Source organism: Petrotoga sp. 9T1HF07.CasAA.8.2, from assembly GCF_002895585.1.
In the GTDB taxonomy this organism is placed as follows: domain Bacteria; phylum Thermotogota; class Thermotogae; order Petrotogales; family Petrotogaceae; genus Petrotoga; species Petrotoga mobilis.
Genome location: NZ_AZRI01000043.1, coordinates 1 through 16,423 on the forward strand (window position 1 = coordinate 1; position 16,423 = coordinate 16,423).

13 protein-coding genes, 1 tRNA gene and 1 rRNA gene are annotated in these 16,423 nt (G+C 32.9%); 5 read left to right on the forward strand and 10 right to left on the reverse strand.

Going from position 1 to position 16,423, the window contains the following annotated elements; translation table 11 throughout:
- Both X925_RS09315 and X925_RS09320 read right to left on the reverse strand, forming a co-directional pair.
- A 16S ribosomal RNA gene (locus X925_RS09315) occupies positions 1-272 on the reverse strand; the annotation flags it as partial.
- Between the two features lie 725 nt (positions 273-997).
- A complete protein-coding gene (locus tag X925_RS09320) occupies positions 998-2,170 on the reverse strand; it encodes a type III PLP-dependent enzyme (protein ID WP_121959779.1) in 1,173 nt (390 codons plus the stop codon).
- 297 nt (positions 2,171-2,467) lie between these two features.
- Here X925_RS09320 and X925_RS09325 point away from each other — a divergent pair.
- From X925_RS09325 to X925_RS09335, 3 genes are all read left to right on the forward strand, one after another.
- Positions 2,468-2,554 (forward strand) — tRNA-Leu (locus X925_RS09325).
- A gap of 121 nt (positions 2,555-2,675) precedes the next feature.
- Positions 2,676-3,623 (forward strand): GAF domain-containing protein, encoded by a 948-nt coding sequence (locus X925_RS10375; protein ID WP_012208370.1) that lies wholly within the window; start codon positions 2,676-2,678, stop codon positions 3,621-3,623.
- A 20-nt stretch (positions 3,624-3,643) separates the two neighbouring features.
- Entirely contained in the window at positions 3,644-4,252 is a 609-nt protein-coding gene (locus X925_RS09335) for a CoA pyrophosphatase (protein ID WP_012208371.1), read from the forward strand.
- A 4-nt stretch (positions 4,253-4,256) separates the two neighbouring features.
- On the opposite strand, the gene X925_RS09340 is transcribed toward X925_RS09335, so the two are convergent.
- The 5 genes from X925_RS09340 to X925_RS09360 all read right to left on the reverse strand — a co-directional run bounded on the left by X925_RS09340 (position 4,257) and on the right by X925_RS09360 (position 11,114).
- Positions 4,257-5,504 carry a glycerate kinase gene (locus X925_RS09340; protein WP_121959780.1) on the reverse strand — a complete coding sequence of 416 codons (1,248 nt, stop codon included), beginning with the start codon at positions 5,502-5,504 and terminating at the stop codon, positions 4,257-4,259.
- Between the two features lie 12 nt (positions 5,505-5,516).
- A complete protein-coding gene (locus tag X925_RS09345; RefSeq protein WP_121959781.1) occupies positions 5,517-6,860 on the reverse strand; it encodes a GntP family permease in 1,344 nt (447 codons plus the stop codon).
- Positions 6,861-7,979, reverse strand: coding sequence for a sensor domain-containing diguanylate cyclase (locus X925_RS09350; protein WP_121959782.1), 1,119 nt, complete (start codon positions 7,977-7,979; stop codon positions 6,861-6,863).
- A 95-nt stretch (positions 7,980-8,074) separates the two neighbouring features.
- Entirely contained in the window at positions 8,075-9,043 is a 969-nt protein-coding gene (locus X925_RS09355) for a phosphoadenosine phosphosulfate reductase family protein (RefSeq protein ID WP_121959783.1), read from the reverse strand.
- Positions 9,044-9,056: 13 nt separating this feature from the next.
- Complete coding sequence (locus X925_RS09360) at positions 9,057-11,114, reverse strand: GGDEF domain-containing phosphodiesterase (protein ID WP_121959784.1); 2,058 nt, start codon at positions 11,112-11,114, stop codon at positions 9,057-9,059.
- 191 nt (positions 11,115-11,305) lie between these two features.
- Between X925_RS09360 and X925_RS09365 the strand changes: the two genes are divergently transcribed.
- Complete coding sequence (locus X925_RS09365; protein WP_369974004.1) at positions 11,306-12,184, forward strand: acetamidase/formamidase family protein; 879 nt, start codon at positions 11,306-11,308, stop codon at positions 12,182-12,184.
- A gap of 31 nt (positions 12,185-12,215) precedes the next feature.
- On the forward strand, positions 12,216-13,094 hold the full coding sequence (locus X925_RS09370; RefSeq protein WP_121959785.1) for an AEC family transporter: 879 nt from the start codon (positions 12,216-12,218) through the stop codon (positions 13,092-13,094).
- A 32-nt stretch (positions 13,095-13,126) separates the two neighbouring features.
- Here the strand turns inward: X925_RS09370 and X925_RS09375 are convergent, their stop codons facing one another.
- The 3 genes from X925_RS09375 to X925_RS09385 are packed head-to-tail and all read right to left on the reverse strand — an operon-like array spanning position 13,127 to position 16,371.
- Positions 13,127-14,806, reverse strand: coding sequence for a hypothetical protein (locus X925_RS09375; protein WP_158245461.1), 1,680 nt, complete (start codon positions 14,804-14,806; stop codon positions 13,127-13,129).
- Positions 14,769-15,521 carry an ABC transporter ATP-binding protein gene (locus tag X925_RS09380; RefSeq protein WP_121959787.1) on the reverse strand — a complete coding sequence of 251 codons (753 nt, stop codon included), beginning with the start codon at positions 15,519-15,521 and terminating at the stop codon, positions 14,769-14,771. The genes X925_RS09375 and X925_RS09380 overlap by 38 nt, the downstream gene beginning before the upstream one ends.
- Positions 15,514-16,371, reverse strand: a complete 858-nt coding sequence (locus X925_RS09385; RefSeq protein ID WP_233187773.1) for a U32 family peptidase — start codon at positions 16,369-16,371, stop codon at positions 15,514-15,516. Before X925_RS09385 ends, X925_RS09380 begins: the two co-directional genes overlap by 8 nt.
- Positions 16,372-16,423: the final 52 nt, after the last annotated feature.

Sequence of the window (16,423 nt, forward strand, 5' to 3'; positions counted from 1 at the left end):
GTTATCCGTCATCGGCTTGGTGAGCCTTTACCTCACCAACTACCTGATGGATAGTAGGTCCATCCCAAGGCTGACTCCCACTTTCCCCTCTCGGGCTTATCAGAGTTTACCTACCGTTTCCAGTAGCTATCTCTGTCCTCGGGGTAGGTCCCTACCTTTTACTCACCCGTTCGCCACTGATCATTACTCCGAAGAGTAATAACCCGTTCGACTTGCATGTGTTACGCACGCCGCCAGCGTTTACCCTGAGCCAGGATCAAACCCTTCATCCTAAACTCTTCAGTCTCCTCTATCTACTTTTCAAAGACCAACATGCATTGAGGGGTGAACCCCTCAAACTCCACAAATTCAAATTCCTTCTTTTTTAAAAGAACTTCGTTTGCATAAAAACGCAAACTTCATTAACTCTTTCATCCTTCAGCGTTGTATATATTATCACATCACTCTACCTTTTGTCAATTTCTTTTTTATGAACTTATTTGAAAATTATTGTGAATTGATAATTTTGTCTGAATCCTTTATTCGAAAACATTGATCTTGTATTTAAACAAGCGAGGCCTTTAAACCCAGGCCTCACTTAAGTTAATTTTGGTTTGATATTTATAGTAATTTCAATGAATATTATAGCCTAATAGTGACTCCTCGATCAAAACTTCATTTTTCATATCATCTACCAACTTACTAGCATCGATTGTTTCGCCTTCTAGTGAATGATTTAGTCTTCTGTTTATAAAATTAGATAAATATTTCATTCCTAAACACCTCCTCATCTTAAAATCAAAAATCTTATTTTTGAAAATCGTTTTATTTCAAAAGTACTTCACTGATGGAACTTTAAAAATTTTTATACTATGAAATTTCTTTCACTATAGTATTATAACTAATGTATATTAAGCACTAATTTAAATTAGATTAATTTTATCGGATTTAATTTTTAAAAAATAGATGCCGTTTCAGCATCTATTTATAATCATATTATTATAATAAATTTACGCAATTAGCTTTGTATTTCTTCCATAAATACAATATTGTCTTTCAACAAAGCTTCTAAATCTTCGACTGTGTATACTTTAAGTGGTTCTATACCGTTAAAGGATGTCGCATATTCATTGGTGTAAGCACCAGTATTTATAAAATATACTATATCGTTATAATCAATATTAATTGGCAATTCAATTTCATCATAGATAGTATCTACACTGTCGCAGGTAGGACCAGCTAAGGTCATAGTTGTTGTTTCGGAATACTCTTTGCCTTCCACCAGCACTTCGTACCTGAAATTTTCAATGGTTTCCATTAAACCGTGAAAAACACCGGTATCTAAAAACACCCAGTTTTGTGTACCCTTTCTACTCCTTAAAAGAACTCTTGAGGCAATTATCCCTGCATTACCAACCATAGACCTTCCCGGCTCAGATAAAACTCTTAACCCTTTCACCCATCCAAGATACTCTTTGATCGATTCATTTATTATTTCTCCAATTTCTTCTACGTCCGGCACTGGTTTTGTATGTTCTACTGGAATACCACCGCCTAAATTCAGCATTTTTAAATCAATCTTTTGCTTGTGAAGTTTTTCAAAAACCTCGCTGGCATTCAAAATTGCTTCCTTCCACTTGTATTTGTTATATGATTGTGAACCAACGTGGAAAGATACCCCATATGGAATTAATCCTTTTCTTTTTGCATATTTGAGTATTTCTATTAAATGATCTACGTCCGTACCAAATTTACCTGACAGTGGCCAATCCGAATCATTGGAGCTCATTGAGAGTCTTCCATATACTTTAGCACCTGGAGCGTTTCTTGCAATCTTTTCAACTTCCATCTCAGCATCTACTGCAAAATATTCTACTCCATTATCCCAGGCGAATTTTATGTCTTTTTCTTTCTTTATGGTATTTCCAAAACTCATTTTATCTGTAGAAATTCCCAACTTCATCAATTTCTCTATTTCCCCTCTTGATGCAACATCAAAAGAAGCTCCTAAATCTCTTAATGTTTCAAGTATGCTAGGATGAGAATTGGCTTTTACCGCATAAAAAATTTCCACATCGTTGATTGAATTTTTGAGCTTGTAATAATTTTCCTTTACATAATTAGTGTCTAATACTAAAAAGGGTGTTTCTAGATTTTTTGCCGCTTCTCTTATGAGTTGCGTTAATTCCAATTTATCCAACCTCCCTAAGTTTTTTTGGATTACTATCTTTAGAAACTCTAAAATTCCATATATAGCGCCATTTTACCCCGCTCCCTACCCACAGTTGTCATGAAAGTATCGGGTTTTCAGAGAATCCCAATTTCAAAAATCATAAATTTCTAATTCAATATTTAATACACAAAAAGTAACGCACAAACATTTATTTAGTTAATATATAATTATGCTAAGTTACATTATTAAATATCCGGAATGGTATTCACAAAATCCCTTTGTAGTGGTATAATTTAAACGAATGGCAGTTAATAAGCCGAGGTGGCGGAATTGGTAGACGCGTAAGATTCAGGATCTTATGGGCTTTTGTCCGTGCGGGTTCAAGTCCCGCCCTCGGCACCATCCACCTTTCTTTAAGAGGCGGAAGCTCGTTTCTTCAGAAAAGGTGGTTTTTTATTTTATGATTCAATTTTGATATAATTTAAATAATTGTTGGAAAATCAAAAGGAGGTCCATTGTATTAATGAGAAGCGTTTTTAGAGATTTTACTGATTATTTTTTTGAAGTATTGACTTATCCAAAAGAAAAATGGAATTTATTTTGGCAAGACTACAAGAGAACTTTAGATTTTATAAATCTTTATCAAGAAAAAAAAGGTATCAAAGATGATGAAATTGTTGAAAAGTTTAAAAAAATTGGAAGAAGGGAACTTGACAGGGCTTTTTGGTACAAGCAAGAAATCATAAAAGATTTAAAAGCTGATATCATCAAGGACCTGACAAAATCCTCTGAAAAGTTTCAAGTTGACAGGGGAGATTATGCGGTTTATTTAACTGTGTTCACAGGTGATAGCCCTTACGAATTTTTAGAATCATTCATAGGAACCATAATTGGTATAGATATACTTTATTTTTATTTCAACAGGGATAAGATCGACCCAAAAACCCTAATAGAAGAAGCAATAATGAAATTCATTAATTCTACACCACCCAATAAGAAAAAAGCTGACTTCTGGATTTTATACGATAAAATTAAAACCCTTATCAGTGACAAAAATTATAACGATAAGCAGAGCATTTTAAAATTAATTTCTCAATTGTTAGCTGAAAGGATACCTTATTATAATTGGGTGGGTTTTTACCTAGTCGATGAGACAGAAGATAATTCTCTTGTATTAGGACCTTTTGTTGGAGAGCCAACAGAACATACAAAAATAAAGTTTGGACAAGGTATCTGTGGGCAAGCAGCAAGTACAAAAACGACCTTCGTTGTTGATGATGTTAGCAAAGAGGATAACTATCTTTCATGCAGCCCAAAAACACAGTCAGAAATCGTTGTTCCCATATTTGATAAAAATGGCAATATTGTTGGTGAAATAGATATCGATAGTCATGAAAAAGCCCCTTTTGATCAAGACGATCGATCATTTTTGGAGGCTATTGCCAAACTACTTTCTGAAAGATTTTGGTAAATAATAAATAAGGTGATTCTGTGAATATAGATAAAATTAAACAAATTTTTAAAGATTATTCTCCAAAACCTATAGGAGTAGAAAATTGTTTTTCAGTGTTGATTTCTTTGATACAAAAAGACAACTCTTTACATCTTTTATACGAATTGAGATCAAAGACTTTAGAGAGACAACCTGGTGAAGTTTCTTTTCCAGGAGGAGAAATTGAGGCAAATGAAACACCAAAAAATGCAGCAATTAGAGAAAGTTGTGAAGAATTGAATTTGCAACCGAATAACATAGAAATATTGGGAGCAGCGGATTATCTCCTTACTCCCTTCAATTATTTAATATATTCGTATGTTGGCTTTTTGAATATAAACGTTAACACAATAAAACCTAATGAAGAAGTGGAAGAGGTATTTACGATACCGTTAGACTATTTCTTATCTCATGAACCTTTAGTGCATAACACTTATCTTACAAACGAAATAGATGAAGGATTCCCTTATGATCTTATACCTAACGGAAAAGATTACAACTGGAGAGTTGGCAAATATCCTGTTTATTTCTATGTTTACGAAGATAGAATTATTTGGGGCATCACTGCCAGATTGACCTATGAATTTATTAAAAAATTGAGATGCTGAAGATTCAATCACACAGTATAAAAGTTAAATCATTTACATTTGTGCCGGTAGGCCCTGTTATAACTAGGCCGTCAATACTTTGTAAGGCATGATATGAGTCGTTGTTATTTAATACATTTTCAACATCTATTCCTTTGCCTTGTAACCTATTGACCGTTTCCCCATCAACTATTCCACCTGCTGCATCCGTTGGGCCATCAGTTCCGTCTGTTCCTACCGAAGCAATCAAAACTTCTTGATATCCTTTAATACCTCGAGCTGCAGATAAAACCAATTCTTGATTCCTTCCTCCTTTACCCTTTCCTCTAACATGAACAACCGTTTCTCCTCCTAAAATTATTGCACAAGGAGTGTTTAAAGGTCTTTCCTTTTCTTTTTCCTCTCTAACTATGGAAGCTAAAAATGAGCCGGCTTCTTTTGCTTCACAATCAAGCGTGGTTGTTAAAATTATAGTATTATATCCCAAATGTTGAGCAATCTTAGCAGCACTTTCACAAACCTTAGTTACACTACCAATAATCCTTGTTTCAACGTTATTTAGATGTTTTGGAGTCTCATTTTTTAGAGCCTGTAAGATCTTTTCTGAAAGTTGTAAGTCATACTTTTTTATTATTTTTTCCACATCTTTGATGGTGGTAGAGTCAGGGTATGCAGGACCAGATGCTATGCTATCCAATCTGTCCCCTAACACATCAGATAAAACAAGAGAATATATTTTTGCAGGTTCAACTAATTTTGCAAAATTTCCTCCCTTAACTCGAGATAGATGTTTCCTAACTGTATTTATTTCCACTATATTTGCTCCAGATTTTAACAACATATCTGTGACATTTTTTATGTCTTCTAAAGTAACACCCTCAACGGGAAGCTCAAAAAGGGCTGAACCTCCTCCTGAAACAAGAAATAATACAACATCATCTTCACGTAAATTTTCTACCAATTCTATAGCTTTCTTTGTGGCTTTTATAGTATTTTCATCTGGAATCGGATGACCTGCTTCATATATTTGGAGCCCTTCTATAGTTCCTTGAGAATGGCCATATTTTGTTATAACTATTCCATCTTTTACCTTATCCTTTAAGAAATCTTTTGCTGCTTTAGCCATCCTCCAAGCAGCTTTACCTATAGCAACTATATGAATATTATCATCTAAACTCAACTTCTCAAGTTCTTGTTGAATAGCTTTTTCAGGTAAAACAGAATCTATTGAACTTTTTATTATTCTAAAGGCATCTTCACGTAAATTTTTCAAACAATCAACTCCTTACAAAATCATTAAACTTATAATCCATATAACGATTGCTGCCGTGACTCCTTCTATTAATGTCCCCAGCGTTTGAAGCCTATAAGCTTGATTAACACTCATTCTAGAAAATTGTGAAACAACCCAGAAATAACTATCGTTGGCATGAGATACTACCATGGAACCAGCTCCAATGGCAACAACAGACAACGCTATTGCAGCAGGTGTGGTCAAACCTAGAGAGCCCATCAATGGTGCCATTAACGATGCAGTAGTTATTATGGCAACAGTTGAAGATCCTTGGGCCGATTTAATCGCTGCAGCTACGATAAAAGGCAGCCAGATACCTAAATTAGCTGTTGCTAAACCTTCGCCTAATACATTTGCAATTCCTGAATTTTGAAGGACTCTTCCAAATGCACCACCAGCTCCTGTTATCAAAATAATAGATGCTGCATTTAACAATCCTTCACCTACCCAACCACTTGAAGAAAGCATCTTTTTATCTAATTTTTTAGGTAAAGTGAAAGCTATTAAAACTCCTATTAAAAGAGCGATTACCGGATTACCAACAAAACCAAAAAAGTTTCTAATAGCTCCGTCTCCAAAAGGTCTGGTTGGGAAATCAGAAATTGATTTTAAAAGTATCAATATGATAGGAACAACTATCGGCATGAAAGAATTAAAAGTTGAAGGGGCTTTCTTGGTTCTTTCCTCTATTTCGGAATCGCTTAATTCAGGTTCTGGATCTATATATATTCTTTTTCCCATTATATTGGCGTATAGTACGCCTATTAGCATAGCGGGAATAGAAACTACCAAACCAATTAATATAACCATCCCCAAATCAGCGCCTAAGATCCCAGCGGCAGCTATAGGCCCTGGTGTAGGAGGAACCATTGTATGAGTTGCATACAACCCAAGACTAAGGGCAAGACCGGTTGCTGCAAGAGAGAACTTTGCCCTCTTCGTAACAGCCCTGTTCAAAGGAGAAAGAATTACAAATCCAGAGTCACAAAAAACAGGGATGGAAACTATATAACCTATTATTGCCATAGCCAACGGAACTCTTTTTTCCCCAGTTAATTTTAAAGTAGCTTCAGCCATCTTAAACGCGCCGCCAGACTTTTCAAGGAAGGTACCGATTATGGTGCCAGGGGCGATCACGATGCCTATACTTCCAAGCGTTCCTCCAAAACCACCGGTAATTGAATCAACTATGTCTGTCAAACTCATTCCAGAAAAAATACCAAACAAAACTGCAGTAAACAGTAAAACTAGGAAAGGATGCAGAGTTAATCTTGCAGTTGCAAAAACTATAAAAACAACAGATAAAACCAACAAAACTATAAGCCATATACCCATTCATAATACCCCCTTTTTATTTTTTTCCAAATACATTCTTTTATCTGCTATTTCAATGGCTTTCTCAATATCAGGGGCTTCTTCAGGAACAAGACAGTACCCTAAACTGATAGAAGATATTATCAATGTATCCTTAATTGTTATTGGGGTTTTAACAGTTGATTTGATTCTTTGTATTATTATATCAATACTATTGTTTTCTCTTATTTCATTTATTATTATAACAAATTCGTCTCCTCCGTACCTAAAGATTAAATCATCAGATTTAATAGAATTTTGAATTCTCTTTGTAAGGAGTTTTAAAGCTTGATCCCCTACGGTGTGACCAAAATTATCGTTAATCTGTTTAAAATTGTCAAAGTCCAAAAAAATAACGGCCTTTTTTGAACTATCAGATTTATGTTGAGAAATATATTTTTCAAGGGCTTTCCTATTGTACACTTGAGTTAGTATATCTAAATCGGATCCTAGAAACAGTTCATTCAAAGAAAAAATCGTTTTTAAAACTCTATCTATATCTTCCAGAAAATAATTTATCAATTCTTTTTCAAATTTGGATATTTTTACTTCCCTAAACCAATCCACATTCAAAACACCTATTATTTCATTTTTTACCATAATCGGTATGCCCAACCAGGACTTGGACAAGCTATGTTTTTGATTCCAAAGGGTACTCTTTTTAGTATCTTTTATAAAAAGTATTTTTTTTGTATTGAATACCCTTTTTATATGTTCTCCGCTAATCTGTATTTCTTTGGCTACTTCTTCTAAGGGAAGAAAGTCTAAATTCTTTGACCAGAATAAAAATCTCCATTCGTCATCAGGTGGAGTTATTAAAAAACTCCAAGAATCGGCTTTTAAAAAGATAGGTAACTTTTCTATAATAGATTTAAGTGCATAATCCTTTTCGACCTCATTTTCTAAACAAGTAATTGCCGCTTCAAAAAGAGTAGCGTTAAATCTACTTCTTATAACTTTTTTAGGGTCAGGGGGAATGAAAATAGGTGCTTTATCATTTTTATTAGCGATTCTTCTAACATAGATAGCAATTTTTATCCCTATATAAAAAACATAGACCAATATTAACAAAATTACAATGTGAATAATTATATATACCATACTAGCTCCTTCAAATATTACAATTATCGTATATGAATCTTTTTTTCTTAAAATTAAACGAAGATCCTATTCAAAATGGTAGAATTGTGATTTTTTTATAACTTTTTATAATCCACTACAGCAAAAGTCCATAACTTGTAGTTTGAGCTTTTTACCCATTCGGCGCTTATGGGCATAGCAAATTCCGGAGCCAATCGCCCATTTAATATCCAATATTTTGACTCTTCGTTGTTATATATACCTGGATTTACCAAAATTTTGAGTTTTAAAGCGCTATCTACTATATCCACAAAATCTATGGTATCTTCATTTTGAAGGAAACGTTTTATCTCTTCTAAAATTTCTTTAGGTGGCAAGGGCTTAACATTAATTAAAGCAATATTTTTTGAAAGAGGACCGATAATTTTAACGTTTGCAATATCTCTTTGAACATCGTAAAAATCAAGCACATCGTGAATCACTTCGTTGGCAATGATATCAGCTCTTGAATGATAATCTCTATTAACAGACATTTTTAATAAATGTTTGTACTTACAACCTTCTCTTATACTATTCTCCCCAATTTTTGGTATCTTTATATTATAATACTCCAAAATCTCCCTTATCTCTTCTTTGTTCAAATTTAAAATAGGAGAGTATATCCCATCAAAAAACTTAATCCCCGTATTGCCCCATGAATCAGATAAGTTGGCACCTGAAGCAACTATCCCTTTATAAGAAAACTGCTTTACCTTTCCGATTTTTACAATCCTTGTACATTGATTACAATTTGGGCCATGGTACATTATCTCCTCCTGTTCTTCTTCGCCTCGTGAAAAAAATAATTTTAAACCCAACTGTTTGGATAAGGTTAAAACAGCTTCTAATCCTTTTGAGTAAGAATAACCACCAAAACAAACGTTTACTAAAGTAATCTTACTTTTAGGAAAAATATCTTTTGCAAGTAGGGCTACGACGGTACTGTCCATACCTCCTGAAAAAGCAATATACAAATGTTTATTACCTATTATCTCTTTCATTTCCTTTTTTATAGAATCTATTTTCTCTTCAATCGTTGTTGTCATTCCTCTCTCCCGTTTATATCTTAATTGTTTCTCTTTTCAGAAAAAGTCTGAACTGATCAAAGGGTAAAGGCTTACTAAAATAATAACCTTGTACCTCATAGCACCCTTCCTCTTGAAGAAATAATAACTGTTCTTCACTTTCTACCCCTTCTGCAATAACTTCAAATCCTAAGCTTTTCGACATTGAAATGATACTTGATACTAACCTTTGAGACGTCTTATCATGTAAAATATTATCAATAAAACTTTTATCTATTTTTATCTTATCAATATCCAATTTATTTAAGTACGAAAGTGAAGAAAATCCGGTTCCAAAATCATCAAGGGCTATCTTTAATCCTATTTCTTTTAAAGCCTTTATTTTTTTCTGAGCTGAATAAAAATCTTCAATGAATAGATCTTCTGTTAGCTCAATTCCTAAGTAAGAAGGATTTAAATTATACTTATGCAACATACTTTCAATGTTATATAAAAAATTCTCTCTTTCAAAAAATGATTTTGAGACATTGAAAAAAATCCTTATGTTTTTATTTAATGATTCGTTTATAACGCCTGAACTCTTTATTGTTTCCTCCAAAACAAACTGATCGATCCTATCCATAAGCGCATTCTTTTTAGCAATACCCAAAAATTCATTTGGTGATAAAATAGAACCGTTCTCTTTTTGTAGCCTAATTAATGCTTCAGCACCTATAATATTCATCGAATTTGTATCTATTTGGGGTTGAAAATACATCAATAGTCCCTTATTTTCCAAAGCCAAATTTATCTCATCTTCCACTTTCTTTTCAAATCCAAAAATTTTCGATAATTCGGGTGAATAAAAATTGATAGTTTTTTTCTCTGAATCTTTTAAAGCTATTTTCGCCTGATTTATTAAATCTTCTGGATTGGTTGAATCTACTGGGTAGTTGCTTACACCTATCTTCATTTTTAAAAAAATTCTTTCTCCAAATATTTGAAAAGGTTTTGATAAGTTATTTAAAAGGTTGGCTGCGAATTTTTCTAACTCATCTACATCTTCAAAACTACCAAGCAAAGCAAACTCGTGTTTAGAGATCACGGAGACAAAGTATTTTTTATCAACAATTTCGATAATTTTCTTTGCCACATCTTTTATAACGTGATTCATCGTTTCTAAACCATAAAAATCAATTAATTCGTGTAATTCTTCGATTTCCACTATCAAAAGAGCAAGTTTATTTTCTTGTGTGTTTTTTTGTAGAACCTCTTCAATCCTTTCCAATAAATTTTTCGAGTTTGGCAAACCTGTTAAAGAATCATGTTTGAGTACTCTTGTTATTTCTTCTTCTTTTTTAACCCTATTAGTAATATCCGTATTTATAGCCATATACCCTATTACTTCGTTGTTGTATCCTTTAATTTCGAAGAAATTTGAATAAAGGAATATGACTTCACCGTTCTTTTTTCTATCTATTATTCTACCGCTCCAAAATCCTTTTGATTTAAGTTCTTGCCACATCTGCTCATAAAAACTTTTATCGTGCATATTTGAAGCCCAAAAGTGAGGGTCCTTCCCGATAACCTCATCAAGAGTATAGCCGGTCATTTTTAAAAATGCTTTGTTTACCCTCACTACTTTATTGTTTTTATCAGTTATCACTATGGCCTGAGGAGAATTGTCAATTACCTCTTTTGGGAAAAATGTATCAGGACTCATCAAACCAAAATTCTTCTGGGGATTGCGAACCAAAACGTATAAAACATCTTTTCCGTCCCTTCTTTTTTTCTTTCCTATTAAATCAAAAGTATTAAAACCTTCTCTGTTGCTTTTCAAAGAAACTTTCAACGTCCACTCGGCTTCGTATTCACTGCTATTAACTTTATCGATAATTTTTTGGACATCTTCTTCTTTTATCAAACCTAATAACTCATTTAGATTTTGGGGAAGCTCGTTTTTCCCAATACCGGTGATTTGTTTTAAATTTTCTGAATACAATATCTTACCATTAGACAGATCTATTCGCATTACAGCTCCAGTATACATCTCGGAGGCGGATTCATACATATCCAATAGCTCTTCTATTGCCTTTTCGTCATTTTCCACCATAACCTCTCCTATTAAAAATATTTGCTTTGAACTCTTTTAATCAGACTTTATAATAATAGATAATTAAAACTTGTATGATAAAATATACATTGATTATATTATAGTCTTTTTAATTATAAATAAAGATAAAACAAAATTTTCAAAAAGTATTCCTTTTATTTACAGAAAAAAACCAAAAGAGGTGATCAATGTTGATGAAAATCAAAAAAGAAAACTCTATATTTAGTTTTTCTAAAACAAATACTCCCGTAGCTAAAGTTAAACCAAAAGAGAAAATCTGTATAGAGACCAAAGACGCTTTAAGTGATGAAATAAGATCTGAGAACCAGTCTTTCGATTCAATAAACTGGGAAAAAGTTAATCCGGCTACAGGTCCTATTTTCATTGAAGGGGCAAAAGAGGGAGACGTTTTGGAAGTTAATATAGAAAATATAAAAATAACTCGAGATTATGGTGTAATGTTAACGGGCAAAGATATGGGAGCCTTAGGTGATTCTTTTGAACGAAGTTTTATCAAAATAGTACCAATAAAAGAAAACAAAGCTTTTTTGTATGACTATGAAATACCTTTAAAACCGATGATAGGGGTTATTGGTACCGCTCCTAAGGAAGGAAGTATCCCTTGTGGTACACCTGGAGAGCATGGTGGAAACATGGACTGTAATATCATTGGAGAAGGAACTACCGTGTATCTACCTGTGAATGTTGAAGGAGCTTTATTTGCTTTAGGCGATTTACATGCAGCTATGGGAGATGGGGAAGTTTGCGTGACAGGTGTGGAAATCCCCGCTGAAGTATCCGTTTCATTCAATATAATAAAAGATAAAAATTGGAAATTGCCTATGGTGAAAACTGAAAAAAATATTTATTCATTAGCTTCAAAACCATCTTTAGATGAAGCTTCAATTACAGCCACAAAAAACATGGTACATTTTTTGAGCCAAGAATATAAATTGAGTAAAGAAAAGGCTATGTTCTTGCTCAGCGCTATCGGAAATCTTCAAATTTGCCAAGTGGTTGATCCTTTAAAAACCGTGAGAATGGAACTACCGTTAGAATTCCTAAAATAGATATTTTTAGCAATAAAAGGAGAGTAATTCAGTGACGGCACTTATAAATTTCGTAATAATAGCAACACTAGGAAACATATCCAAAAGATTTTTACCCAAAAATACGGGTGATATTCTAACAACTTTGATAATCAATTTTACTCTTCCCATGACTGTATTTATAGGTATAACTTCGTCTCATATAGATTTATCTAAATTATTTTTTGTTTTAATAGGCTTATTAGGCGGTTTACTGATCTTTTGGGGTGGAAAATTTTTAATAAGAACTTTAAAAATCGAAGATGTTAAAATAAGTACCGTGATACTATTAGCTTTTTGTGGATTGAATATTGGCCTTTTCATGTACCCTTTGGCAGAAATGTTATGGGGCATTGAATCCATAACTTACTTTGCACTTTACGACTTAGGAAACAGTTTTATAGTATTTGGAGTTGGCAAGTCTGTTGCTGAAGGAAAAGGAGGAAAGTTCCACATTGTAGACCTGTTTGAATTTCCTCCCTTTATAGCTTTAATTATAGCTTTTTTCCTAAACAGCGTTAATTTACCTGAATTTATACTTTCCCCGATGATGGTTATAAAAGACGCGAATAATTTCTTGATAATGTTTTTAGTAGGTTTTTATTTCAATATAGTATCTCTAAAAGCCCACAGAAGAATCTTAACAATTTCTGTAATCACAAAGTATTTGTTAGGGTTGATAGTTTCTCTATCCACTTTACTAATCCCTGTAAGTACAGAACTGCAAAGAATTTCTCTTTTTCTTTCCCCATTGCTACCAAGTGCAATGATGGCGATCGTTTATTCGGTAAAAAACAACTATGACTCCGAACTCGCTAGCAGTTTCGTGAGTCTGACAACTCTTATTTCTTTCATAATTGTATTTGTTGTAACAGCGATAATGGGTTTTTGATAGACTCTTGTGTTTTTTAAAAACAATTGCTATTATAATTCTCTACTTAGAAGTTGAACGGTTTTTCTTTTTAAATATCGCCATAGGAAGAAACTAAAAATCAAGAATATTAAGTTTAGAATGATTAAAATAATATACTGATCGAATAATGGAACCAGCTTATATATCAAGAACCCCATGATTGCAACAACTCCAAAAACCAACAATACAGCAAGCAAACCATTTATATTTTGTTTCATCGCCTTCTGTGGATTATCCCAGTTTAAGTATGGTTTTGAAGCATCAATAATCATTTGAATTATATTTAGAAACAAATTAAAAATAATCGCTAAGATCATGGCTCCGCAAAATTCATAAAGATTTAGTTTAAAAAGTAATGTCCCAATAATTAAACCAGAAACAAAACCTAAAGAGCTTATTTGCATAATATGTTTAATTTTGGCCCTCAAAATTTGATCCACATTTACAGGTAATATTTTCAGTTCTTTTATCAAACCTCCTTCCCTTGAAAAACATGAGTAAGAAACGCCGTTTATTGACGAAGCTAAAGTTGCAACAAACCCAACAATGAATAATTTGTATTGTAATATCATGCTGATCATTTGATTGCTTAACCCTAAATCCACATTAGTGAATATAATACCAAAGACTATTAATATTATAGGAAAAACTAAAACATTAGCAAATCCATTGACTGAAAATGAAGGTGTTTTCAAAAAATACTGCCACTCTCTTTTCAATAGAGCTTTGTCTACTGTAGATTCTTTCGTGAAGAAGTTATAAGTTTCTTGAATTTCAGATTTTCTAAGTAAAGGTTTTGATTCTATCAGGGAAGAATAATTAGAAAAATATAACTTTTCCCCAATATACAACGTTAAAATTAATAGGGATAAATGAAAGCCCAGGAACAATAAAAGCCATGCTAAATTTAAAAAAATGCCACTAGTTAAAGATTTTACGGCTAAAAAAGCTGGGGGATAAAGCCATGCTACTTTAGTAATCGTACTGTCCGGATTGATAGAAATATTGGGTATTTCGTTTTGATTTTCCATATTTATTGAGAAAGTTGACCCTGATAAAAACAAATATAAACCAAAGATAACCATAAGAAAAATTGTTGATAAATACAATAGAAGCTCTAGCCTATTAGATTTTTTTAATAATCTTGAAGTGAACAAAGTATAGAGTAAAACCAAAGTCATTGGAAATACTTGCGAAAAAAGAAAAACAATTAAGAATATTAAATAATATAAAAAATTTTGTTTAGTATAAACCCCAAAATAAATCAAAGAAGGCAGCAATAATATCAATGAAATAAACATTTGATCTGATAAAATTACAGATAATTTCCCTAAAATAACTTCATAAGGTTTCAAAGGTAAGGTTAACAAAAGCTTCATGTCTTCATTGATAAATAATTCTCCAATCAGCAGAAAAGCACCTAAGAAGAAGCCAAAAAAACCAGCTAAGACAAAAAAATTTGCCAGAAATAATGGCTGAATATTCAAGATTGTATAAGTTTCCAAAGTAGTTTTAAGCATGTTGAGGTAGGGAAATGAATAGGCAACAACCGTTGGTACAAGTGCGCAAAAAATAACTATAAAAGTAATTAAATCACTTTTATTCCTTTTTATAGAGTATTTAGTTTTGGAAATTCCATAGTGTTGATCAAATTTAATCAAGATAAGAGAAATCAATCTTTTCACTTTCACTATTTGTCACCTCTAAGAATATTTGTTCCAAACTTTTATCCCCTTTGAGCTTTCTTAGTTCGTTTATAGAACCATCAAAGATGATTTTCCCTTTATCAATTATTGCTATTTCATCACAAATTTTTTCTGCAATTTCCATAATATGTGTGGAAAAAAATACTATATTTCCTGCTTCCACATGTTTTTTCATAAGATTTTTCAGAATAAAAGCTGACTCAGGATCAAGTCCAACAATCGGCTCGTCGAGAATCCAGAACTTTGGGTTGTGAATCAACGCAGCAATCAGAGTTAATTTTTGTTTCATTCCATGGGAGTAAGTAGAAATAGGATTACTAATAGAGTTTTCGAGCTTAAAGGTTTTTATCAGCCACTCCCCTCTTTTTTTGCGTTCATCAAGCGGAACCTCAAACACATCGCTTATAAAATTTAGATAAGATATTCCTGTTATCTTTTCAAATAGAAATGGTTCATCAGGGACAAAACCTATCAACTTTTTTATCTTTATTGGTTCTTTTTGAAAATCCATACCATCATAAATAATTCTTCCAGAAGTTGGTTTGTACAAACCAGTAATCATGTTTATAGTGGTTGTTTTTCCTGCACCGTTAGGCCCTAAAAACCCGAAAATTTTCCCATCTTCTATTTCCAAGTTTACATGATCCACTGCCACTACGTTTTCAGCAAAACGTTTTGTAAGATCGATCAATTCAATCAATTTGATTACTGCCTCCTTTTTCAGGAATTCGGATTAAATCACCGAGGTCCAAGGAATTATCCCCCCTCAAAATTATCTTTTGATTGGGATTCGCACTGTCGATTAAACTACCATCTTCCAGATTTACTATTTGATCTAATAATACTTTGGTATTTTCGCCTTTTTTGGTTACAATCTCTAATTCTTCACCCTTTTCTATCTTATTCCTGATATCAACAACATATTGATCTTCAGATATCTTTTCTATAATTTTCCCCACAAATTTGTAATTTCTAATGTAAGAAGAAGTCTTATAATTTTGGGAGTTTTCATCCGGTTTATGAAAGTAAAAACCTGATGTGTATTCTCTGTGACTAACGCTTTCGAGTTCTTTTTTTAAGCAATCGATAAGTTCCTTTGTGTATTCTTTGTTGTAATAGCTATCTATTGCTTGCCTGTATACTTTAGTCGTTACTCCTGCATAATAACTACTTTTCATCCTTCCTTCTATCTTTAAACTATCAACTCCGGTTTCGATTATTTTATCAAGAAAATCGATAGTGCAAAGATCTTTAGAATTCATAATGTAAGTTCCTCTTTCATCTTCAAACACAGGAAAATACTCCCCAGGCCTTTTTTCTTCCATTAAATAGTATTTCCATCTACAAGGCTGTGTACATTCCCCTCTGTTGGCGTCTCGCCCCGTCAAGTAATTACTTAATAGACATCTTCCTGAAATAGATACACACATCGCTCCATGTATGAATACTTCAATTTCTATATCTGGGACTTTTTCTCTGATTTCTGATATTTCTTTTAATGAAAGTTCTCTTGCCAATATGACTCGCTTTGCCCCTAGATCTCTCCACATAGAAACACCTGACACTTATACACATCTGACGCTGCCGACGACTCCTTACCTT